Origin of the sequence: Arthrobacter sp. A2-55 (genome assembly GCF_025548615.1) — a bacterium.
Taxonomy (GTDB): domain Bacteria; phylum Actinomycetota; class Actinomycetes; order Actinomycetales; family Micrococcaceae; genus Specibacter; species Specibacter silviterrae.
On record NZ_JAJLOZ010000022.1, the window covers coordinates 33,214 to 55,464 of the forward strand.

At 67.3% G+C, this 22,251-nt stretch carries 22 protein-coding genes; 13 read left to right on the top strand and 9 right to left on the bottom strand.

Annotation, left to right across the window (positions count from 1 at the left end; translation table 11 throughout):
- Positions 1-113: 113 nt before the first annotated feature.
- The gene (locus LPN03_RS08100) at positions 114-689 is read right to left on the bottom strand and encodes an NADPH-dependent FMN reductase (protein ID WP_165180050.1); all 576 of its coding nucleotides are present in this window, start codon (positions 687-689) and stop codon (positions 114-116) included.
- Positions 690-815: 126 nt separating this feature from the next.
- Here LPN03_RS08100 and LPN03_RS08105 point away from each other — a divergent pair, with 126 nt between their 5' ends.
- The 3 genes from LPN03_RS08105 (at position 816) to LPN03_RS08115 (ending at position 4,025) form a co-directional block, all read left to right on the top strand.
- Positions 816-1,313, top strand: coding sequence for a MarR family winged helix-turn-helix transcriptional regulator (locus tag LPN03_RS08105; RefSeq protein WP_262453841.1), 498 nt, complete (start codon positions 816-818; stop codon positions 1,311-1,313).
- Between the two features lie 94 nt (positions 1,314-1,407).
- On the top strand, positions 1,408-2,622 hold the full coding sequence (gene dxr, locus LPN03_RS08110) for a 1-deoxy-D-xylulose-5-phosphate reductoisomerase (protein WP_262453842.1): 1,215 nt from the start codon (positions 1,408-1,410) through the stop codon (positions 2,620-2,622).
- A 71-nt stretch (positions 2,623-2,693) separates the two neighbouring features.
- Complete coding sequence (locus tag LPN03_RS08115; RefSeq protein WP_262453854.1) at positions 2,694-4,025, top strand: M50 family metallopeptidase; 1,332 nt, start codon at positions 2,694-2,696, stop codon at positions 4,023-4,025.
- A gap of 52 nt (positions 4,026-4,077) precedes the next feature.
- On the opposite strand, the gene LPN03_RS08120 is transcribed toward LPN03_RS08115, so the two are convergent.
- Positions 4,078-5,346, bottom strand: coding sequence for an alpha-hydroxy acid oxidase (locus tag LPN03_RS08120; RefSeq protein WP_262453843.1), 1,269 nt, complete (start codon positions 5,344-5,346; stop codon positions 4,078-4,080).
- Between the two features lie 119 nt (positions 5,347-5,465).
- On the opposite strand from LPN03_RS08120, the gene LPN03_RS08125 reads away from it, so the two are divergent.
- The 7 genes from LPN03_RS08125 to LPN03_RS08155 all read left to right on the top strand — a co-directional run bounded on the left by LPN03_RS08125 (position 5,466) and on the right by LPN03_RS08155 (position 11,740).
- A complete protein-coding gene (locus LPN03_RS08125) occupies positions 5,466-6,125 on the top strand; it encodes a MarR family transcriptional regulator (protein ID WP_262453844.1) in 660 nt (219 codons plus the stop codon).
- 24 nt (positions 6,126-6,149) lie between these two features.
- Entirely contained in the window at positions 6,150-6,665 is a 516-nt protein-coding gene (locus tag LPN03_RS08130; RefSeq protein WP_262453845.1) for a hypothetical protein, read from the top strand.
- Between the two features lie 9 nt (positions 6,666-6,674).
- Positions 6,675-6,968: a YciI family protein gene (locus tag LPN03_RS08135; protein WP_165180045.1), complete on the top strand. Its 294-nt coding sequence runs from the start codon at positions 6,675-6,677 to the stop codon at positions 6,966-6,968.
- Positions 6,969-7,092: 124 nt separating this feature from the next.
- On the top strand, positions 7,093-8,256 hold the full coding sequence (ispG, locus tag LPN03_RS08140) for a flavodoxin-dependent (E)-4-hydroxy-3-methylbut-2-enyl-diphosphate synthase (RefSeq protein WP_165180044.1): 1,164 nt from the start codon (positions 7,093-7,095) through the stop codon (positions 8,254-8,256).
- On the top strand, positions 8,210-9,115 hold the full coding sequence (locus LPN03_RS08145) for a DUF4081 domain-containing GNAT family N-acetyltransferase (RefSeq protein ID WP_262453846.1): 906 nt from the start codon (positions 8,210-8,212) through the stop codon (positions 9,113-9,115). Before ispG ends, LPN03_RS08145 begins: the two co-directional genes overlap by 47 nt.
- A gap of 55 nt (positions 9,116-9,170) precedes the next feature.
- Entirely contained in the window at positions 9,171-11,198 is a 2,028-nt protein-coding gene (locus LPN03_RS08150) for an FAD-dependent oxidoreductase (RefSeq protein WP_262453847.1), read from the top strand.
- Positions 11,199-11,206: 8 nt separating this feature from the next.
- The gene (locus LPN03_RS08155; protein ID WP_165180042.1) at positions 11,207-11,740 is read left to right on the top strand and encodes a PadR family transcriptional regulator; all 534 of its coding nucleotides are present in this window, start codon (positions 11,207-11,209) and stop codon (positions 11,738-11,740) included.
- 65 nt (positions 11,741-11,805) lie between these two features.
- Here LPN03_RS08155 and LPN03_RS08160 read toward each other — a convergent pair whose 3' ends face one another.
- The 4 genes from LPN03_RS08160 to LPN03_RS08175 are packed head-to-tail and all read right to left on the bottom strand — an operon-like array spanning position 11,806 to position 14,438.
- Positions 11,806-12,078, bottom strand: a complete 273-nt coding sequence (locus LPN03_RS08160; RefSeq protein ID WP_262453848.1) for a hypothetical protein — start codon at positions 12,076-12,078, stop codon at positions 11,806-11,808.
- Positions 12,075-12,827 (bottom strand): TetR family transcriptional regulator, encoded by a 753-nt coding sequence (locus LPN03_RS08165; RefSeq protein ID WP_262453849.1) that lies wholly within the window; start codon positions 12,825-12,827, stop codon positions 12,075-12,077. The genes LPN03_RS08160 and LPN03_RS08165 overlap by 4 nt, the downstream gene beginning before the upstream one ends.
- A 4-nt stretch (positions 12,828-12,831) precedes the next feature.
- A complete protein-coding gene (locus LPN03_RS08170) occupies positions 12,832-13,587 on the bottom strand; it encodes an ABC transporter permease (protein ID WP_240901558.1) in 756 nt (251 codons plus the stop codon).
- A complete protein-coding gene (locus tag LPN03_RS08175; RefSeq protein WP_165180039.1) occupies positions 13,584-14,438 on the bottom strand; it encodes an ABC transporter ATP-binding protein in 855 nt (284 codons plus the stop codon). Before LPN03_RS08175 ends, LPN03_RS08170 begins: the two co-directional genes overlap by 4 nt.
- 250 nt (positions 14,439-14,688) lie before the next feature.
- Between LPN03_RS08175 and LPN03_RS08180 the strand changes: the two genes are divergently transcribed.
- The 3 genes from LPN03_RS08180 to LPN03_RS08190 all read left to right on the top strand — a co-directional run bounded on the left by LPN03_RS08180 (position 14,689) and on the right by LPN03_RS08190 (position 18,183).
- The gene (locus tag LPN03_RS08180) at positions 14,689-14,913 is read left to right on the top strand and encodes a hypothetical protein (RefSeq protein WP_165180038.1); all 225 of its coding nucleotides are present in this window, start codon (positions 14,689-14,691) and stop codon (positions 14,911-14,913) included.
- Positions 14,914-15,055: 142 nt separating this feature from the next.
- Positions 15,056-16,849, top strand: coding sequence for a proline--tRNA ligase (locus LPN03_RS08185; protein ID WP_165180037.1), 1,794 nt, complete (start codon positions 15,056-15,058; stop codon positions 16,847-16,849).
- A gap of 509 nt (positions 16,850-17,358) precedes the next feature.
- Positions 17,359-18,183 (top strand): sulfite exporter TauE/SafE family protein, encoded by an 825-nt coding sequence (locus LPN03_RS08190; protein ID WP_165180036.1) that lies wholly within the window; start codon positions 17,359-17,361, stop codon positions 18,181-18,183.
- A gap of 25 nt (positions 18,184-18,208) precedes the next feature.
- Here LPN03_RS08190 and LPN03_RS08195 read toward each other — a convergent pair whose 3' ends face one another.
- From LPN03_RS08195 to LPN03_RS08205, 3 genes are all read right to left on the bottom strand, one after another.
- Positions 18,209-19,201 carry an aminoglycoside phosphotransferase family protein gene (locus LPN03_RS08195; RefSeq protein ID WP_262453850.1) on the bottom strand — a complete coding sequence of 331 codons (993 nt, stop codon included), beginning with the start codon at positions 19,199-19,201 and terminating at the stop codon, positions 18,209-18,211.
- Between the two features lie 16 nt (positions 19,202-19,217).
- Positions 19,218-19,949 (bottom strand): VIT family protein, encoded by a 732-nt coding sequence (locus LPN03_RS08200; RefSeq protein WP_165180034.1) that lies wholly within the window; start codon positions 19,947-19,949, stop codon positions 19,218-19,220.
- A 77-nt stretch (positions 19,950-20,026) separates the two neighbouring features.
- Positions 20,027-22,251: DUF4439 domain-containing protein (locus LPN03_RS08205; RefSeq protein ID WP_262453851.1), on the bottom strand; the 2,225-nt coding region annotated here is incomplete at its 5' end.

Sequence of the window (22,251 nt, forward strand, 5' to 3'; positions counted from 1 at the left end):
GAGCGTCGGGCGGAGGGCCGCGAATCCTGAGGGAGCGTCCTGCACAATCCCGCGAATCCTGAGGGAGCGTCGGGCGGAGGGCCGCGAAAAGTGAGGGAGCGTCCTGTTGGTGGTTAGGCGGCGGCCATGGCCTCTTCACGAACGGACTGAAGGGCGCGGGTCCACGGCACCAGCTGGTCGAGCATGGGAGCCAGGGACGCGGCCTGCAGCTCGGTTGGCTTGAAGGTGGAGAAGTTCTCAAAGTCGGTGAACAGGGAGAACATGCCAGTCTTCTGAACATGGGCCACCTGAAGCTCCGACAGGATGCCGCGCAGGTGCTCGACGGCGCGGACGCCAAACGCCGAACCGTAGCCTACAAGCCCGGCAGCCTTGTTGTTGAACTCCACGTTGAGGTAGGAGATGGCGTTGGCGAGGGCGGGCTGGACCGAGTGGTTGTATTCGCCGGTGACGAAAATGTAGCCGTCGAACTCGGCAATCTTGGCAGCCCAGGCCTTGGTGTGGTCATTCTGGTAGTTCTGGAAACCGGCGGGGTAGGCCTCGTCCAATACGGGGAGCTTGAAGTCCGCGATGTCGACCAGTTCGTAGTCGGCATCGCCGCGGAGCTGGGCCTGGGCCAGCACCCACTCCGCAACGCCCTTGTTGATGCGTCCGGGGCGGGTGGAACCGGTGATGATGGCAATCTTCGTCATGGTGCTCTCCTGTACATCCCTGTGACCGTCCCAAAATTGGATGACGTGTCAACTAAAATTTGCTGTCTCCATCATGGACCGCAATAATTGACATGTCAACAACGTGAAGAAAATGTGAGGTGGATCATGTCGGGGCCCTGTGAAGGCGATGCTGAGCCGTGTGAACCCAGGTGGCTCTCCATCGAGGAACAGCACCTGTGGCTGGAGCTGCGCGAATTCGCCTCGGGGCTGCCGCGCGCCATCGACCGGCAGCTCAGCCAGGATTCCGGCGTCTCCGGCGTGGAATATGCCGTGCTTGCCGCGGTGTCCGAAGCGCCCCCCGACGGAGTCCGGTCCGGAGACCTGGCAGCTTTGCTGGAATGGGAAAGGTCGCGCGTTTCCCACCTGCTGCGACGGATGGAATGCAAGGGCCTGGTGACCCGCTGTGCCGCCAGCGACGATGGGCGCGGCCAGGACATCTCCCTCACGGGTGCGGGCTGGGACACCGTCCGCGCCGCGGCACCGGGACATGTGACCCTGGTCCGTGAGGCCATTTTCGACCCCCTCACGCCCGAGGAATTGGCACAGCTGCGGGTCTCCCTGCAAAAGATCCGCACCGCAGCCGTAGAGAAAGGCCTCTGGTAGTTTCCAGCGAGGGAGCGCTTGGGTGGGCCCCCGCCTGCGAGGGGCCCCGGGCCGAGGAACGAGGCTCGGGGAGCAGGTGGGGAATACTGGAAGCATGCAGCATCGCAAAGTAATTCTCCTTGGCTCCACCGGTTCCATCGGCACCCAGGCGGTGGACGTCGTCGGCCGGGCCACGCTCCCGGACGGCTCCCCGCGCTTCACCGTCACTGCCCTGAGTGCCGGTGGCGGCAACCTGGAACTGCTGGCCGAACAGGCCGTGCACCTTAGGGTCCTGGCGGTGGGAATTGCCGCGGACGACGCCGGCCCCCTCCGTGCGCTGCTTGCCTCCCGTGCCGCTGCGGCCGGGTTGGGGGAGCGGATGCCGGAAATACTCACCGGCCCCGGTGCCTCGACTGCCATCGCGGCCTGGGGTGCCGGCACGGCGGATGCCGCCGACGTGGTCCTCAATGGCATCACCGGCTCCATTGGCCTGGCCCCCACGTTGGCGGCCCTGGGTACCACGGCCATCCTGGCGCTGGCCAACAAGGAGTCGCTCATTGTGGGCGGGCAGCTGGTCAAGGATGCTGCTTCCCCGGGGCAGCTGGTGCCCGTGGATTCCGAACATTCCGCCCTGGCCCAGGCCCTGCGCTCGGGCAGCGCAGGGGAGGTGGAGAAGCTCATTGTCACCGCGTCCGGCGGGCCGTTCCGCGGGCGGAGCCGTGCCGAGCTGGCGGAGGTCACCCCGGAGCAGGCCCTCAGGCACCCCACCTGGGACATGGGCCCCATGGTCACCACCAATTCCGCCACCTTGGTCAACAAGGGACTGGAAGTCATTGAGGCGCACCTGCTCTTTGACGTGCCGCTGGACCGCATTGAAGCCGTGGTGCATCCGCAGTCCGTGGTCCACTCCATGGTGCAGTTCACCGACGGCTCCACACTGGCCCAGTGCTCGCCGCCGGACATGCGCCTGCCCATCGCCCTCGGGCTGGGCTGGCCCGAACGTGTCCCCGGCGCCGCGCAGGCATGCGACTGGACGAAGGCCGCCACCTGGACGTTTGAGCCGCTGGACAACGCCGCCTTCCCCGCCGTCGAATTGGCCAAGGATGCGGCGCGCCGCGGGGGCACCTGCCCGGCCGTCTACAACGCCGCGAATGAGGAAGCGGTGCATGCCTTTCATGCCGGGACCATAGCTTTCCTGGACATTGTGGACACCATTGCCCAGGTTCTCAGTGAACATACACCGGATTCGCAGCTGACGCTTCAGTCCGTGCTGGATGCTGAAGCATGGGCACGGGCACGCGCCAACGAGCTGCTGGCCGCCAGGGGCTGAACTGGTTCGGGCGGACATCAGCTTGCGCGCCTAAGCTTGGTGGTGACGGTTAATTCAGAGCGGGAAAGTTCATTGTGACGGTATTGCTTTTCATTGGCGGCGTGCTCTTTGTCGCCATCGGCGTGGCTGTGTCCATCGCCCTGCACGAGGTGGGCCACCTGCTGCCCGCCAAGCTCTTCAAGGTGCGCGTCACCCGATACATGATCGGCTTTGGGCCCACCGTGTGGTCCCGGACCAGGGGTGAGACGGAGTATGGCATCAAGGCCATCCCGGCCGGCGGCTATGTGGCCATGATCGGCATGTACCCGCCCAACCCCGTGGACGGCAGTGTCCGCCCCTCCAGCACGGGGCTGTTCCAGACCCTCGCCACCGAGGCCCGCAGCGCCGCCCATGAGGACGTTGGGCCCGAAGACGCCAACCGTGTGTTTTACAAGCTGCCCGTGTGGAAAAAGATTGTCATCATGCTGGGCGGGCCCACCATGAACCTGCTGATCGGCGTGGTGCTGATGGCGGTGCTGCTCATGGGTTTTGGCGCACCGCAGGCCACCACCACGGTGGCCGTGGTCAACGCCTGCCAGGTGGCCTACGGTGCCCCGGAACCGACCGACATGGCCACGTGCACCAAGACGCCGGCCGCGGCGGCCGGGCTGAAGCCGGGTGACACCATCAAGACCTTTGACGGCCGCGCCGTCACGGATTGGACCAGCCTGACGGACTGGATCCGCGCCTCCGCCGGCAAGGCCGTGGAGCTGAGCTACCAGAGGGGCGCGCAAACCATTTCCACCACCATCACGCCCGTGCTGACGGCCCGGCCAGTGCTGGATGCCAACGGCAACGCCAAGGTTGACGCCAGCGGCAAGGCCGTCACGGTCCAGGTGGGCTTCATCGGCATGGGCCCCACCTCCGCCATCGTGCCCCAGCCGGCGTCGGCCGTGCTGCCCGCCGTCGGCCGGAACATTGCCCAGGTGGGCGGCGTGGTGTTCCAGCTGCCGCAAAAGCTCGTGGCAGTGGGCCAGGCGGCCTTCAGCTCAGCCCCGCGCGACCCCAACGGCCCCATTTCCGTGGTCGGCGTGGGCCGGGTGGCCGGGGAGGTGGCCGCCATGGAGCAGGTGCCGCTCAGCTCCCGGGTGGCCACGCTCATTGGCCTGATGGCCGGGGTGAACCTGGCCCTGTTTGTCTTCAACCTCATCCCGCTGCTCCCGCTCGACGGCGGACATGTGCTGGGGGCCCTCTACGAAGGGGCGCGCCGCCAGCTTGCCAAGCTGTTCAAGCGCCGCGACCCCGGCCCCTTCGACATAGCCAGGATGCTGCCGGTGACCTACGTGGCCGCCGTGGTGCTCATGGCCATGGGGGCGCTGCTGATCTACGCCGACATCGTCAAGCCGGTCAATATTTTCGGCTGACGGTTGACGGCTGGCCACCGCCCCGCCCGGACGGACGGTCCAAAAAAGTCCGTCAGAGCAGGTGGACATGGTCCGGCGTCAGCTCCGAGATTTTGCTGACACCCAGCAGCGCCATGGTGCGGCGCATGTCCGTCTCGAGGATTTCCAGGGTGCGGTCCACGCCCGCACGCCCGCCTGCCATGAGCCCGTACAGGTAGGCGCGGCCGACGAGTGTGAAGTCGGCCCCCATGGCCAGTGCGGCAATGATGTCCGCGCCGCCCATGATGCCCGTGTCCAGGATGACGGCGGCATCGCTGCTGTCCGCAGCCAGGGCCGCCTTGACGTCGGGCAGGAGGTGGAAGGGAATGGGCGCCCTGTCCAGCTGGCGGCCGCCATGGTTGGAGAGGATGATGCCGTCGGCGCCGTGGTCCACCACCTTGCGGGCGTCCTCGACAGTCTGGATGCCCTTGACCACCAGCTTGCCCTTCCAGGTTTCGCGGAGCCAGTCCAGGTCCGCGTACGTCAAGGTCGGGTCAAACATGGAGTTGATCAGCTCCGCCACGGTGCCCGAATATCGCGAGAGTGAGGCGAAGGCCAGGGGTTCATGGGTCAGGAAGTTGAACCACCAGGCCGGACGGTAGGAGGCATCCACCACCGTCTTGAGCGTCAGCGCGGGCGGGATGGTCATGCCGTTGCGGACGTCGCGCAGCCGCGCCCCGGCCACCGCGGTATCCACCGTGACCATGAGGGTGTCGTTTCCGGCCCTCGCAGCCCGGTCGATGAGTTCCATGGAGCGCTCGCGGTCGGTCCACAGGTACAGCTGGAACCAGTTGCGGCCGTGGGGTGCGGCCTTTGCCACGTCCTCGATGGACGCCGTGCCCATGGTGGAGAGCGTGTAGGGGATGCCTGCCGCCTGGGCCGCCTGTGAGCCGGCGTACTCGCCCTCGGACTGCATCATGCGGGTGAAGCCGGTGGGGGCGATGCCCACGGGCAGCCGGGACTCCTTGCCAAGGATGGGGGTGGTGAGGTCGATGGAGGAGACGTCGCGCAGGATCCCCGGGCGGAATTCGATGTCCAGGAACGCCCGGCGGGCGCGGCCCAGGGTGATTTCCGCTTCCGCAGCCCCGTCGGTGTAGTCGAACGGCGCCTTCGGTGTGCGGCGTTTGGCCATGGCGCGCAGTTCCCAGATGGTGTTTGCCCTGCGCAGCCGCGCGGCCTGGCCCAGCTCCGGTTTCTTGAACTGCATCAGGGGCGCCAGGTCGGAATACTGGGGGAAGCGGCGCCGGAGGGCGTCAGGCGCCTGCCGGGATCCGCTGCTGCCGTGATCGGTGGTCTGCGTCATTGCCTGCTCCAGGGTGTCAGTCGGGAATCTTGTGGTCCAACCACATGGTACGCCACCTCGCAGGCCTTCGGCAGTCAAATATGGTTGATTCTCAACTATCAACCGATTATGATTTATTCATGTTTGTCATGACGATTGATCAGCGCGGCAGCCGCACAGTGGGCGACCGCGTGCCGGAGCTCCTCGCCACCCTTCGCGGCATCAGGACAGTCCTGCCGTTTGAGCGGTCTGTGGGCGACGAGGTCCAGGGCCTGCTGGATTCCCCTGCGGAGGTGGTTGAGGCGGCCCTGCGCGCCCTCCGTGCGGGCGGCTGGTACGTCGGCATAGGGATCGGCAGCGTTGAGAGGCCCCTGCCCTCCAGCCCCCGCGAGGCCGCCGGACCGGCCCTGGTGCAGGCCCGGCTGGCGGTTGACCGGGCGAAGCGGACGGGGGAGCGGGTGGCCCTCGCCGTTGAGTACGACGGCGGTCCCGGCCTTCCGGGGGAGGGTGCGGCTGCCGCTTCAGCGGCTGAGGCGGTCCTGGTGCTGGTTGGCGACCTGGTCCGGCATCGGTCCGCAGCCGAATGGCGGGTCCTGGATGCGTTGACGGAGCCCGGCCCGCGGCGCCAGGTGGACGTTGCCCAGTCCCTGGGCGTCACGCCCCAGGCCGTGAGCCAGGCGATCCTGCGTTCCGGGCGGCAGGAGGAACAGCGCGGACGGAATGCCGCCGAACTGCTGCTCACGCTGGCCGGCCGTGCTGTGGACGGGGAACCCGTTCCACGTGTCAGTGGCCGCGGATAGGCTCAACGGTAAAGGGGAGGCGCAATGACAGCAGCGGCAATCATGGGTGGACTGCCCGCCTGGGCCGTGGTGGGCTGGGTGGCCGCCGCGGTCGTCGTCGCCAGCCTGGGCGGCTGGCCCGTAACGGCGGGAATTTTGCGGCTGGCAAAGTCGCACACCGTCCGGGCGGCCGAAAGCCGCGAACGCGGCGATGCGCGGGACGCCGGCGTGCCGCGCCACAGGAACGAGCCTGCGCCGGCAGCTGAACCGGCAGCCGAACCGGCAGCCGAACCGGCAGCCGAACCGGCAGCCGAACCGGCGGCCTCCGGCGTTCTCCGCGGCGGCCTGTTGATCGGCGTGTTGGAGCGTGCCGCCGTCGTGCTTGCCATCCTGGCGGGACAGCCCGTGGCCATCGCCTATGTCGTGGCCATCAAGGGCCTGGGCCGCTATCCGGAGCTGAAGGGCACTCCGGGGGCCAGTGAGCGGTTCATTATCGGGACCCTGGCCTCGCTGCTGTGGGCATCCGCTGTGGCCACGCTGGCGAGATTGCTCCTGTTATAGGGTGAAGGCATGACTATCTTTGCCGTTGAATACGTTTATGGTGCCGAAGCGGAAGCTGCCCGGACCGAGCACCGGCCCAAGCACCGCGAATGGCTGGCCGCCCAGGCGGAGGCCGAAGTGGTGCTGGCCTCGGGGCCGTACGGGGACGGGGCCGGTGCGCTGCTGATCTTCCGGGCGGCCGATGAAGCCGCCCTGCACGAGGTCCTGAAACAAGATCCCATGAGCGTTGGCGGCGGCGTCACGGGCCTAAAGATTTCCGAATGGAAGCCTGTCATCGGCCAGCTCAGCAAATATATGTCCTAGGACTCACGCGGAGACGGACGGCGGGGAACACGCCTACAATTTAGAACAGATGGTGCGTGATTATCCCTGCGGCCCAGAGCCTGTGCCGCGCACGCACCGTTCCACCATTTTCAAGGAGCATATTTTGACCTCGGTCAGTCTCGGAATGCCGCCATTGCCACCCCCCGTTCTCGCACCGCGTCGCAAAACCCGGCAGATCAAGGTCGGCTCCGTCGGCGTCGGCTCCGACTTCCCCATCAGCGTCCAGTCGATGACCACCACCAAGACCACGGACATCAATGCCACGCTGCAGCAGATTGCCGAACTGACGGCGTCGGGCTGTGACATTGTGCGCGTGGCGTGCCCGTCGCAGGATGATGCCGAGGCGCTGCCCATCATCGCCAAAAAGTCGCAGATTCCCGTGATTGCGGACATCCACTTCCAGCCGAAATATGTGTTTGCGGCCATCGAAGCAGGCTGCGCGGCTGTCCGCGTCAACCCCGGCAACATCCGCAAGTTTGATGACCAGGTCAAGGAAATTGCGCAGGCCGCCAAGGACCACGGCACCTCCATCCGGATTGGCGTGAACGCCGGTTCGCTGGAGCCGGGCATCATGAAGAAGTACGGCAAGGCAACCCCGGAAGCCCTGGTTGAATCCGCCGTGTGGGAGGCGTCCCTCTTCGAGGAGCACGGTTTCCACGACTTCAAGATCTCCGTCAAGCACAATGACCCCGTGGTCATGGTTGCCGCCTACGAGATGCTCGCCGAACGCGGCGACTGGCCCCTGCACCTGGGTGTCACCGAGGCTGGCCCGTCTTTCCAGGGCACCATCAAGTCCGCCGTCGCCTTCGGCGCCCTGCTCTCCAAGGGCATTGGCGACACCATCCGCGTCTCCCTTTCCGCCCCGCCGGTGGAGGAGATCAAGGTGGGCGACCAAATCCTGCAGTCGCTGAACCTGCGCCCGCGCAAGCTTGAAATTGTCTCCTGCCCTTCCTGCGGCCGTGCTCAGGTGGACGTATACAAGCTGGCGGAGGAAGTCACCGCCGGGCTGGAGGGACTCACCGTCCCCCTGCGCGTGGCCGTCATGGGCTGCGTTGTGAACGGCCCCGGCGAAGCCCGTGAGGCAGATTTGGGCGTTGCCTCCGGCAATGGCAAGGGCCAGATCTTCGTCAAGGGCAAGGTCATCAAGACCGTGCCCGAGGACCAAATTGTTGAAACCCTGATCGAAGAAGCCATGAGAATCGCCGAAGAGATGGAGTCCGATGCCGACAATCCGCTCCCGGGTGGCCCCGTGGTTAGCATCGCGTAAGCCCGCCGCCAGCGGTCCGGTGCGCGCCCTGGTCCATGAGGACACCGACGCGCTCCGGGCCTTGGTGGCGCGCGACCCCGTGGCGAACGTCTTTATCGATTCGCTGCTGACCCAGGGCCGCAGCGCCGTGCCCAGCCAGCCGGGGGCCGTGATTCTGGGCTTCTTTGACAATTTCGAGCACGACGGCGGCGAGCTGGCTGCCGCCTGCTGGGTCGGTTCCAATGTGGTCCCCATCGAGATGACTGCTTCCCAGAGCGCGTATTTTGGCCGGTGGATTGCAGCCAACTGGCGGCCCCATGCCTCGATCTTTGGCCCCGCCGGGGCGGTGCTGGGCATGATGGCCGAGCTCTCCGCCGCAGGCATCACCGCCCACGAGGTCCGCCCCAGCCAGCCGCTGCTGGCCATCGAGGGCACCTCGCCGTTTCCGGCGAACCGGGCGCTGACGGTGAGCCGCAGCGGCCAGTTCGCCGAGGTGCTGGCCGCCGCCGCCGCCATGTTCGAGGAGGAAGTGGGCTATTCCCCCTTTCTGGGCGGCGAGGAAAACTACCGGCGGCGGGTGGCCTGGCTCATCAACCGCGGGCACTCCTTCAGCCACTGCACCTCCGGCGGCGAGGTCATCTTCAAGGCGGACCTTGGCGCCGTGACCATCCGGGCCACCCAGATCCAGGGAGTGTGGATGAACCCCCGGTTCAGGGGGCGCGGCCTGAGCAACGGCTACATGGCGGCCTCCGTGAACCTGGCCCAGGTCCTCGCCCCCGTGACCAGCCTGTACGTCAATGACTTTAATGCCCGCGCCCGGGCCGTCTACGCCAAAGTGGGATTTGAGCAAGTGGGGACTTTCGCCACCGTGCTGTTCTGAGCTCCCCTGCTTGTGCGCTACGATTATGCAACTTGTTGCGCAAAGGAGTGCATGAATGTCTGCTGAACGGTACCCCCACCTTTTCGAGCCGCTGGACCTGGGCTTCACCATGCTCCCCAACCGGGTGGTGATGGGCTCCATGCACGTGGGGCTCGAGGAGCTCCCGGGCGGCTTTGCCCGCATGGCTGCCTTCTACGCGGAACGGGCGCGCGGCGGCGTGGGCCTCATGGTCACCGGCGGCATTTCACCCAACGACGCCGGCCGGCCCATGAAGGGCGGGGCCAAAATCAGCACACCCGAGGACGCCGAGCGGCACCGGGTGGTCACCGAAGCCGTCCACGCCGAGGGTGCAAAGATTGCGCTGCAGCTGCTGCACTTTGGCCGCTACGCCTCACATCAGGACCTGGTTGCCCCGAGCAGCGTGCAGGCCCCCATCAGCCCCCTCACCCCGCATCCGCTCACCGAGGATGAGGTGGAGTCCACCATTGAGGACTTTGCGGTGGCGGCCCGGTTGGCGCAGGGGGCAGGCTACGACGGCGTCGAAGTTATGGGTTCCGAGGGCTACCTGATCAACGAGTTCATCGCCGAACGCACCAACCGGCGCTCCGACAAATGGGGCGGGCCGTACCTGAACCGGATGCGCTTCCCCGTCGAAATTGTACGGCGCATCCGTGAACGCGTGGGGGAGGACTTCATCATCATCTACCGACTCTCCATGCTGGACCTGGTGGAGGGCGGCTCCACGGTGGAGGAGGTCATCGAGCTGGCGCAGGCCGTTGAAAAGGCCGGGGCCACGCTCATCAACACCGGCATCGGCTGGCATGAAGCCCGCATCCCCACCATCGCCACGTCCGTGCCCCGTGCGGGTTTCGCCTGGGTCACCAAAAGGGTCATGGGGCAGGTGGGCATCCCGCTGATCACCACCAACCGCATCAACACCCCCGAGGTTGCCGAGCAGGTCCTGGCCGAGGGCAATGCGGACATGGTTTCCATGGCGCGCCCGTTCCTGGCCGACCCCTTCTTCCTCCGCAAGGCCGCCCAGGGACGCAGCGACGAAATCAACAGCTGCATTGCGTGCAACCAGGCCTGCCTTGACCACACCTTTGCCGGCAAGACGTCCTCCTGCCTGGTCAACCCGCGTGCCTGCCATGAAACGGAACTTGTCATTGAGCCGGCAACGCAGCTCAAGAAGCTGGCCGTGGTTGGTGCGGGGCCGGCCGGGCTGGCGTTCGCCGTCACGGCCGCGGAGCGCGGGCACCGGGTGACCCTGTTTGAGGCCGCCGCGGAGATCGGCGGCCAATTCAACATTGCCAAACAGATCCCCGGCAAGGAGGAGTTTAGCGAGACCATCCGCTACTTTGGCCGCCAGCTCCAGCTCCGCGGCATCGAACTGCGCCTCAACACCGCTGCCACCGCGGATTCCCTGCTTGCAGGCGGCTTTGACGAGGTGGTGCTGGCCACCGGCGTCAGCCCGCGCAGTCCCGAGATCGACGGCGTCGGGCATCACAGCGTCCTGAACTACCTTGACGTGCTGCGGGACAAGCAGCCTGTTGGCACCAACGTGGCCATCCTGGGCGCGGGCGGGATCGGCTTTGACGTGGCCGAATACATCACCGCACAGGGGACAAGTGCCGCCTTGGTGCCGGAGAAGTTTTACCGGGAGTGGGGCATCGATGCCGGCTACAGCGGCGCAGGCGGGCTGGCGGACGCCGTGCGGGAGAAACCGGACCGCCGCGTGGGCCTGTTCCAACGCAAGGAGACCAAGGTGGGTGCCGGCCTGGGCAAGACCACCGGCTGGATCCACCGCACGGAGCTCAAGGCCAGGGGGGTGCAAATGGTCCCGGGTGTCGAGTACCGCCGGATTGACGACGCCGGACTCCACTTGAGCGTCAACGGCACCGACACCGTGCTGGCCGTGGACACCGTGATCCTGTGCACGGGCCAGGAGCCGCGGCGGGAGCTGCAGGCGGGGCTGGAAGCAGGCGGCGCCGTGGTGCACCTCATCGGCGGGGCGGACGTTGCCGCCGAGCTGGATGCCAAGCGCGCCATCGACCAGGGCACGCGCCTGGCCGCGCGGATCTAGGGGCCGGAATGTCGCTGCCGCACGCCATCCTGACGTCCCTGCTGGAAAGGCCCTGCACCGGTGCTGAACTGGCACGGCGCTTTGACAAGTCGATCGGCCACTTTTGGCAGGCCACGCACCAGCAGATTTACCGGGCGTTGGGGGCGCTGGAAGCCGGCGGGCTGATTGCCGCCCGGGACCAGGCGACGGCGCGGGGGAGCCAGCGGCATTATGACGTGCAGCCTGCCGGGCGCGCGGAGCTGGAACGCTGGACGGCCGTGGAGGCCCCGCCCCGTCCCATCCGGGACGAGCTACTGGTCCGGGTCCGGGCGGCCGCCGCCCTGGGCACGGTGGACATGGCCGCGGAAATCCGGCGCCAGCAGCGCCTGCACGCCACCGCGCTACAGCGCTACCGGGACATTGAAGCCCGGGACTTTCCTGCAGATGGGGTGCCGGCCGGCCGCCAGCTTGAGCTCCAGCATGCCGTGCTGCGGGCGGGAATCCTGTTTGAGGAGGCGTGGCTTGCCTGGTGCGCCGAAACCCTCGCAACTGTGCGTCACTAAGTGCACAAAATGACGCTCGGAAAACGGTTTCCAATGCCGTATCTGACTCACAGTTGGGGGGTGGGTCAGCGGCTGGCCTGTTCCTGTTCGGCGGCCTGCGCCTTGATGGTCCGTGCCGTCTCTCCCAGCATGGCGGCTGCCTTGGCTATGACAGGGGCGTAGGAGGACTGCCAGGCGTGCCGGAACACGAAGGCGTCGGGGCCTTCCCAGCGCAGATTGTTGGTGATCCGGGCGCCCAGCTCGCTCCGCAAGGCCAGCAGCCGGTCGTGGGCCTGGTCCAAGTCGTGGGCAAAGTGTCGCATGTCCTCGGGGTCTGCGCCCTGTAGGCCGGTGGTCATTCGCGCTCCCACGATTGGAGTTGATCGTCAGAGTCCAGACTAGGTGCCGGGGCCGGGCTGCGGCGATGGGCAGAGCTACCCATCACCGGGGCTGCATGGGCCGCAGCTTCGGTTCCGCCACCCGGGGCAGCCGGAAAGCCAAGCGGGCCTGTCAGGTAGTTTTGCAGCACGGGAGCCACCAACGCCACCAGCTCGTCGTGCCCGGCGGACGCGAGCGGCTCCACCCGCAGCAGGTACCTGGCCACCATCAGCCCGATCATCTGGCTGGCCAGCAGCGCCCCGCGACGGTCCAGCTCCTCCTGGCTGCCGGGAAGCCCGGCCAGGGCGCGCGTGAGGATGCGCTTGAACAGGACCTGGCGAATCAGCGAACCCTGGGCCTTCGACCCTGCCACGTTGCGCAGGAGGGCAAGCAGGGCCGGCTGCGCGCCGGAGTCCCAGAGGGCAAGCAGCGCGCGGAGCAGCGCCTCGCCACGGATGTCGGCCGGAGTTTCGCTGACGGCCCCCAGCACCTGGGCCGGATCGGCGGGCAGCTCCACGCAGGCGTTGAACAGTTCTTCCTTGCTGGCAAACCAGTGGTGCACCATGGCCGCATCCACGCCCGCGTCCCTGGCGATTTCCCGCAGGCTCGTGGCGGCGTAACCGTGTTCGGCGAAGAGCTTCCGGGCACTGGCCACGATGAGCCTGCGGGACGTGGAACGCCCCTGCCGGCGGCCCCGCGCCGGCCGGCCGTGCGCGCCCTGGCCGTTCATGGCCCTAGGCGGTCCGGCGCCGCAGGGTCAGCGATGCCAGCAGCAGCACCACCACCACGATGGCGGCGACCACCACCAGGTCCGTGACCATGGCCGAGGTGGCATCGGCGTGCTGGGCAATCTGCTGGAGGGCGTCCACCGAAAACGTCAGCGGGAGCACATTGGAGATGGCCTCCAGGACCGAATTCATCTGGTCCCGCGCCACGAACAGCCCGCACAGCAGGATTTGCGGGACCACCACCACCGGCATGAACTGCACCGCCTGGAACTCCGTGGTGGCAAACGCTGAGCACAGCAGGCCCAGCGCCACACCCAGCACGGAATTGACCACTGCCACCAGCACCACCAGGCCGGCGTTGCCCTGGATGTTCATGCCGAACACCCAGTACGCAACGCCCGTGGCGGCCAGGGACTGCAGGGCAGCCATGAGGGAGAACGCGAGGGCGTAGCCAAACAGGAGGTCGCCCTTGTGGATGGGTGTGGTGAGCAAGCGTTCCAGGGTGCCGGAGGTGCGCTCCCGGAGCATGGTGATGGAAGTGACCAGGAACATCACCACAAACGGGAAGATGACCAGCATCATCAGGCCAACGCGGTCAAAGGTGCGCGGCACCCCGGGCGGCAGCTTTTCATTTTGGTACAGCCAATACACCACGGCCAGCAGCACGGAGGGCACCACCAGGATCAAGGCAATGCTGCGTGGATCGGCCCTGAGCTGCTGGAGCACCCTCACATTCGTCGCCCACATCATGCGCCAGTTCATCGTGCCCCTCCCAAGGCTTGTGCCCGCATGGCCCCTGGTGTGTGTTCCTGGGCCAGTTCATCCGCCTGGATCAGGTGAAGGAACGCCAGCTCCAGGTCATCGGTCCCTCCGCGCCGGCGCAATTCGGCCGGGGTCAGCTGTGCCAGCAGCCGCGCCTCGCGCAACAGCAGCAGCGAGTCGCAGTGCCCAGCCTCCTCCATGACGTGGCTTGAGATCACCAACGTTGTCCCGGCCTTCGCCATGTCCGCAAACTGTGACCACAAGTCCGCCCGGAGCACAGGGTCAAGCCCTACGGTGGGTTCATCCAGAAAGAGCAGCTGCGGCTTCGCCACCAGTGCGCATGCAAGCGAGACGCGGCTGAACTGCCCGCCCGAAAGATCCGCGGCCCTGCGTTTGAGCAGGTCCCCGAGTCCGACGGCGGTCGCGGCCTCAAGCGCATCCGCCCGGTTGCGTCCGTGCATCGCCCCGAAATACCGGATGTTGTCCAGGACGGTGAGGTCCCGGTAGACGCTGGCCGCCTGGGTGACGTAGCCGACGTCGTTCCTCAGGAGTGCGTCCCCGGCCGGCCGGCCCAGCACGCTGACCTGGCCGGCTGTGATTTTCTGAACGCCGACCAGGGCCCTGATCAGCGTGGTCTTCCCGCTGCCGGAGGGGCCCAGCAGGCCGGTGATGCGCCCGGCGGGGATGGCGAAGCTGAGGTCCGCCAGGACATCCGTGCTGCCGCGGTGCACCGTCAGGTTTTCCACCGTGACACTGGCGGGACCGGTTCCCGGCGTTCCGCCGGACGCGGCCGCCGGAACCGGCGCGTGCAGCACGGCGCCCGGGTTTGGAAGTTCTGCCCTGTGTGACATTGGCCCTCCAGCCCTTCGTAATTCATCACGTGATGAATTAAAAGTAGACGGCGGATGGGCGCTTGTCCAGTGCCCCGGTTGGGGCGGGTGCGGGCGCCGCCCGGGCATGGCCTGAACGAAGTTAACGGCAAGTTCCCAGCCAGGACCATTGAACTGTCCAGTACGGGTGGCATAGTTTGGCATAAGCGGCGCCGCCAAGGCGCGGCTTCCACCCGGTGGAGCTCGTAAACATAACGGAAGGACACATGCGATGGCTGTTTCTGTTGATTTGGCGAAGGCACTTGACAAGGATTTTGAGGACAAGTCACTGAAGGAAATCCTCGATGCCTCGCCGGCCGCGCTGGCGGGCATCACCGATGCCAAGGCTGCTGCATTGAAGGAGCAGCTGGGCATCAAGACCATCCGTGAGCTCGGCAGCAACAAGTATTTTGCCGTTGCGGGCGTCTTAGTGGCCCTTGAAGGCAAGGCCGGCTAGGCCACATCGATTCCACGGGCGGCACACCTGCCGCGGCGCATCGCCGCGGCAGGTGTGCCGCTCTTTTGCGTGAACCGGTAGATTAGTACTGGCCCGCCAATCGCCGGCGGGCGCCAAACTGCTCAAGAAACGGAAAATACGCGTGGCTCTTCGCCTTTCCACCCTCTTCCTTCGCACCCTCCGTGAGGACCCCGTCGACGCCGAGGTCGACAGCCACAAGCTGCTGCTGCGCGCCGGCTACATCCGCCGTGCGGCGCCCGGCATCTACACGTGGCTGCCGCTGGGCCTGCGCGTGCTGCGCAAGGTGGAGGCCATTGTGCGCGAAGAGATGGATGGGATCGGCGCCCAGGAAGTCCACTTCCCGGCACTGCTGCCCAAGGAGCCCTACGAGGTGACCAACCGCTGGCTGGAATACGGCGACGGCATCTTCCGCCTGCAGGACCGCAAGGGCGCCGACTACCTGCTGGCCCCCACGCACGAGGAAATGTTCACGCTGCTGGTCAAGGACCTGTACTCGTCCTACAAGGACCTGCCGCTGTCCATCTACCAGATCCAGAACAAGTACCGCGACGAGGCCCGCCCCCGTGCCGGACTGCTGCGCGGGCGCGAGTTCATCATGAAGGACTCCTACTCCTTCGACATTGACGACGCCGGCCTGGACGCCAGCTACATGGCCCACCGCGGCGCCTACCTGCGCATCTTTGCACGCCTGGGGCTGGAGGTCATCCCGGTTGCGGCCACGGCAGGGGCCATGGGCGGCTCCCGCAGCGAAGAGTTCCTGCACCCCGTGGCGATCGGCGAGGACACCTTTGTCCGCTCCGCAGGAGGCTACGCAGCGAACGTCGAAGCCGTCACCACGGTAGTGCCGGACGACATTGATTTCAGCAACGCCCCCGCCGCCGACGTCCGTGACACCCCCGAAACCCCCACCATCGACACGCTCGTGGCCGCCGCCAATTCCATGGTGCCGCGCGACGGCGGCGAATGGACGGCGGCAGACACCCTCAAGAACGTGGTCCTGGCCATCGACCTGCCCACGGGCGTCCGCCAGGTAGTGGTCATCGGCGTCCCCGGGGACCGCGCGGTGGACCTCAAGCGCATCGAGGCAAACATTGGCGCACACCTTGGCGTGGGCGGCGAAGTGGGCGTCGAGGCTGCCGGTGAGGAAGACCTCAAAAAGCACCCCGGCCTTGTCAAGGGGTACATCGGCCCGGGCCTTTCCCTGGACGCGCCGGTGCTGGGCAGCGAATCCTCCACCAAGCTGCCGTACCTTGTGGATCCCCGCATTGTCTCCGGCACCAGCTGGATCACGGGGGCCAATGAAGCCGGGAAGCACGTGTTTGGCCTGGTCGCCGGGCGCGACTTCAGCTGGGACGGCACCATTGAGGCAGTGGAAGTGCGCGAGGGCGATCCCGCGCCTGACGGTTCCGGCCCCCTCGAAGCTGCCCGCGGCATCGAAATGGGCCACATCTTTGCCCTGGGCCGCAAGTACAGCGAGGCCCTGGACCTGAAGGTGCTGGATCAAAACGGGAAGCTGGCCGTGGTCACCATGGGCTCCTACGGCATTGGCGTCACCCGCGCCGTCGCCGCCCTGGCCGAGTCCAACCACGACGACAAGGGCCTCATCTGGCCGGCGAACGTGGCCCCCGCCAACGTCCACGTCGTCGCCGTCGGCCGCGGCACCGAGATCTTCGAGGCCGCCGAGCAGCTCACCGCCGAACTGGAGGCCGCGGGACTGGAAGTCATCTACGACGACCGTCCCAAGGTTTCCCCCGGCGTCAAGTTCGGCGACGCCGAGCTCCTGGGCGTCCCCACCATCCTGGCCGTTGGCCGCGGGCTCGTGGACGGCGTGGTTGAGATCAAGGACCGCGCCACCGGCGTTGCCGAGAATGTCCCAGTGGCCGACGCCGTCAAGTACATCCTCGATAAGCAGTAGCCCCCGCGCAGCCCCGCTGGTCGAGCCCGTGCCCCGGTGGTCGAGCAGCGAGCTCTGCGAGCGCGTCGAGACCGTGCGTGGCGTGGCTGGCTTCGGCGCAGGCCCGGCATTTTTCCGGCGACTATCCGACACCACGGCCGCTGGCGGCCTTAGGTGTCTCCTTTACGTCGCCTACAAAAAATACCGGCTCCTGCGCCTGGTGGGCACGTCACCGCAGCCCCTTGCCGCGCGCTGCGCGCGGCAAGGGGCGGCACCTGTGGCACTAGGCTGCGGAGCCGGCGTTTTTGTAGCCCGGCGTAAAGGAGACGGAGGCCGCCCGCGGCCGATCGTCGGGGCCCACGAGCGCGAGGGACCCGCGGCGAGCTTGCGAGCAGTGGGAGCGCTTGGGGAATAGCCGGGCGGAAAACGCCGGGCCGAAGCCGGACCCAACCACTCGGGGGCCACGCGCGGGACCGACGGGGGCCACGCTCGGGGCCACGCGCGGGACAGCCAACGACGAATGGGAAGACATGATTTCCGGTTTTGAGGACATCACCACTGCCACGATCCTGCTGATCCTTGTTGCCGGGTTCGCGGCCGGCTGGATTGACGCCGTCGTGGGCGGGGGAGGGCTGCTGCAGCTGCCGGTGCTGTTGATGATTCCGGGGATTACGCCGGTGCAGGCACTGGCAACGAACAAGATGGGGTCCATCTTTGGCACGTCCACCAGTGCCATCACCTATTATCGGCGCGTGAAGCCGGACCTGCGCACGGCCCTGCCGATGGCCGCGGTGGCACTGGTGGGCAGCGTGTGCGGGGCGGTGGTGGCGGCCAGCCTGCCAGGGTCGGTGTTCAAGCCCATCATCGTGGCCGCACTGGTCGCCGTGCTGGCATTCACGGCGTTCAAGCCAAACATCGGCGAAACCACCGCCCTGCGCCATTCCGGCCGTACCCATTACGTTGTCGCTGCCTGCATTGGCGGCGTGATCGGATTTTATGACGGCCTGATCGGCCCTGGCACGGGTTCGTTTCTGGTGATCGCGCTGGTCAGCCTCATGGGCTACGCCTTCCTGGAGGCAAGTGCCAAGGCGAAAATCGTCAACCTGGCCACCAACGCCGGCGCGCTCATGTTCTTCCTGCCGCACGGCTCACTGTTGTGGGGCGTGGGCCTGGTCCTTGGGGCGGCCAACATGGCGGGCGGCTATCTGGGGGCGCGCACGGCGGTGAAGCAGGGCAACAAGTTCATCCGGATCGTCTTCCTTGCCGTGGTGACGGTCTTGATTGTCAAGCTGGGCGTTGACGTCTGGAATGAAAACGGCGCGGGGGCCTGGTGGGCGGCAAATATCGCCAGGTAGTGCTTTCGGCCCGGCCCCGCAAGGCCTAGTCCAGCATCTTCAAGTCGCGGGCTGCCGGGAGCCCTGGCATCGGCCTGCCTGCCATGGTGCTGGCCACCCAGAGGGAGCGCTGGGCGTCACCCTGGTGCCCGGCGCCCTCCAGGTACCACAGGGCGTTTTCCACCTCCCGGACCACGGCCCATTCGGCAGCAATCCCGGCGTCGAGTCCTGCCGCTGCAGCCAGTTGGGAGGCTCGACGCCGGAGCGCGGCTTCGGCGTTCCGCACAGGCAGCTCTCGGAGCCGGTTCCACAGGCACGGTGCCACGGCGAATTCGGCGTCGCCGAGCTGGGCCTGCGGGTCAATGGCCACGAAACCGGAGCCGTCCACGGTGGCCAGGATGTTCAGGTAATGCAGGTCCGTGTGGACCAGGACGTCATGGGCGCGGCGGCGTGAAACCGCCCCTCGGGTCTGGCACACTTCCAGTGCAGCCTCCAGCAGCCAGCGGGGGAAAGGCCGGTTGAGGTGTTCCCAGCGTTCCGGCAGTTCGTCCGAGTAGCGTTCAGCCAAGGCTGCGACATGGGGAATGTCAACCCATTCCCGGCGGCTGTCCGGCTCGATGGAAAGTTGCCTGACCAGCCCGCCCCACACCTCCACGGCCTCTTCCATGGGGACATCGATGAGGGACTTCACGGCATCGAGGCGGGCGATCAGCATGGAGCAGCTGCCGGCGTCGTCGGCCAGGAGCCTGACGGTGCCGTGGCCGTCCCACAGGCGCAGGGCTGGAGCCTCGAGCCGCGACTCGTCATACGGAAACGCAATTTTCAGGGCCGCCGCTGCCCCGTCCGGCAGGCGCACAGGGACGACAATGGCTGTGTGGCCATGCCATGCCTGGACCCCCCGGGGCAGGTCAACGGCAAGCCCCCAGCGCGCCAATGCGCCCTCCATCAGCGTGGGGAGGGCGGCCAGCCACTCACGGCCAGCCGGCGTCCGGCCGAAACGCGCCTGCAGGGCGTCGGGGATGTCAACGGTGGCGGCCATGGCACCCAGCCTATCGTCAGCCGACCAATCCGCTCGCGCCGAGCAGGTGGCCAATGGCAAACGTGGCAGCCAGGGCCAGGGCCCCGCCCAGGACCACCCGGGAGGCGGCGCGCAGCCGCGATCCGCCACCAATAGTCGCACCGATCCAGCCCGTGATGCCCAGGGCTGCCAGGACCACGGCGAAGGTGACAGGCACCCGGACCGCATCCGGCGGGAGGAGGATGGCCAGCATGGGCAAGATGGCACCCAGCGTAAAGGCCACGGCGGAAGCGAAGGCGGCGTGCCAGGGGCTGACGACGTCGTCCTCGTCCAGGTTTAGCTCGGCCGCCAGGTGTGAGCCCAAAGCATCAAAATCCGTGAGCTCATCCGCCACCCGCGCCGCCGTGGAGGGGCTGAGCCCCTTGTCCTCATACAGCCGGGCCAAGTTTGCCCGGTTCTCCTCGGGACGCAGTTCCAAGTCGCGGCGCTTTTCGGCAATCATGTGCTTTTGGCTGTCGCTCTGACTGCTGACGGAGACGTATTCGCCCAGGGCCATGGAAATCGCACCGCCCACCAGCGCGGCCATGCCGGCCGTCAGGATAGGGCCTGCGCTGCCGGTGGCTCCGGCAACCCCAACCACGACGGCGGCAACAGAGACAATTCCGTCATTGGCGCCCAAAACACCAGCCCGGAGCCAGTTGAGACGCTGTGCAATCTCGCCGGTGTGCACAGGCTCCCGGGGGGCTTGAAGATCAACTGCTCGCTTCATGCTTATAGCAAAGCACTCGCGTGATTTGGCCGCCAGCAAGGTGAGGATGTCCTCGCTGAGGGAAGGCTCACCTGCCCTTAGGGCCGCGCCGGGGCGGAGGGGAATGCCGAGGCAGTTGCGGAATCGGAGGCGGTGCTGGAAGCGCCGCCGGGGGCGCTGCCGGAAGCGCCACTGGACGGAGCCGCCGTGGCGGTGGCTGTGGGTGTGACGGCGATGCCGGGGAGCGGAGATGCATTGCCGCCCCATGCCTGCGCAGTGAGGGACGACTCCAGCAGCCAGGAAACCGCCATGGCCCTGGCCGATGCAGGCGTGCCGCCATCGGGGCCGGAGGCTGATCCGGAGGCTGATCCGGAGGCTGATCCGGCAGCCGTGGCGGCGTCCGTTGCCCGGGCAGCGCCCGTGGAAGGCTGCGAGGAAGCGAAACTGCCGGCCGGCGTCGTGCTTGGGCTGCTCAGGGCTGCCAGGTCTCCGTAGGCTGCAGCCAATTGTTGTTCCAGCTGCGCAAGGGCCTGCTCCGGTTGGGCCGTGAAACGGGGGTCGAGGACAAAGCCGGGGGCGCCGGCAACAATGGGCAGGCAACTGACCGCCAGCTGGGCGTTGAGCAGCTCAAGTCGCTGGCTGTGGACGGCGAGGATCGCAAGGGCCTGGGTGTGTGCTTGCCCGACGAGCCGGGAACCGGCCACTTGGTAGGCGTAGACGGCCTTTTGCTCGCTTTGGGCGGCGCTGGTCAGCGCGTTGTCTGCGTTGGCCCCGGGTGACGGCGTCAGTGTGGCCTGGCAGGCCGGCCCCGTCGCGGCGTCAAAGCGGCTGTTTGCCGGCAGGGCCGGGGAGTCCGGGACGGGAAGGCCGTTTTCCCGCGCGATGGTCCTGGCCTGCAGCAGCTGGCCGGTGCCCGCCGACGCGAAGACCCGGCCCATGGCCCCCTCGGCCGTCAGCGCATGCTCCAGGAGCGTGTTGGCGCTTGCCGCGAGGGCGCGGTTAAAATCTGCCAGCGTGGGGCGCGGACCGGTTGTGGCGGTGGATTTGGGCTGCGCGCTGGCCGTGGGAATGCCGTCGGAGAGGGCTGCGGACTGGATTTGCAGCGCAGACACCACGCCAGCCGGCAGGGTCGCGGTGGATGCACCGGACGCCGGGCCCGCCAGGGCGGTGGCCTGCGCCAGCAGGGATTCGGTGGCCTCCCAGGCCTGGGACCGGTTCGACTCGGTGGCCGAGGCCTTGGCGGAACCAGCCCCGTTGCCTGTGACCACCGTTCCCATGGCCACGACAACCGCAGCAATCACCAGAAACAGCAGCACGCCGCGCAGCAGCGACCAGCCGCGTTTGCGGTGCCTGCGTCCAGGATGGCCGGACGACCGCCCCGAAGTGTCCGCGCCGGCAGGGAGAGCAGGGGCGACCCCTGGGGCCGCAGCCGCGCCCGGCCAGGCAGGCTGGTCCGCTTGGGGCTCTCCGGCCAGAGGCTCGACGCCGTCCGGCCGGCCCTGTTCGGCAATCCGCCGCTCCCGCCGGGAAAGGGGTGCCGCGACTGGGTCACCGGCGTCGGGTTCGGTGGGCTCGGAGCCGGTTTCTAGTTCGGATTTGGTGTCAGTGCTGGAATCGGCGCCAGTGGCGGAACCGGTGTCCAGTCCGGAGCCGGCGTCGGGTTCCGTGCCTTCCGCGAGGGTGGATTCGGGTGCTGGATCGACGCTCCCGTCGCCAACAGTGGGAGATTCTGCGGTGCCTCCTCCGGATGCACTCTGGGAATCGGAAGCCGCATCCCCGTTTGGTGCGTCCGGCTCTGCATTGACACTTGGTGCCGCCGCATCGCCATCCGCGTCGTCACGTGGACCTTTTGCCGCTGTGACAGTGGGTGCTGCGGCGTCCGGCACAATTTCCGCCTCGGCCCGGCCGGTTCCCTCTGTGTCGGCGGGGCTGTCGCTGCCCGGTTGGGCCACGTCGCCATCGTCGGCGTCGGCCACGGTTTCGGCCGCGGCGTCGGTCTCAGGATCGGCTTCCGGTTCAACCCCTGGGTCGGCGACGGTCTCGGCCTCGCCTTCGGCTTCTGGTTCGGTCCTCGGGTCGGCCTCGGCCTCGCCTTCGGCTTTATCCCCGGCTTCAGAGTCGGCGACGGTTTCTGCTTCGCTCCAGGCATTGTCGACGCCCCCATCGGCCAAGGCGGGAGGCGCGCTGGAAGGCTGGGGGCCGCCGTCGTTCTTCAGCGGAAGCTGCACGTCAGTGTGCGTGGCGGAAGTTTCGGGCAGCGGTGCCGCGTCCGTGCCAACGGTGAGGAGGGCCGGCTGCCCGCTCGAAATCCGGGGAGGCCCGG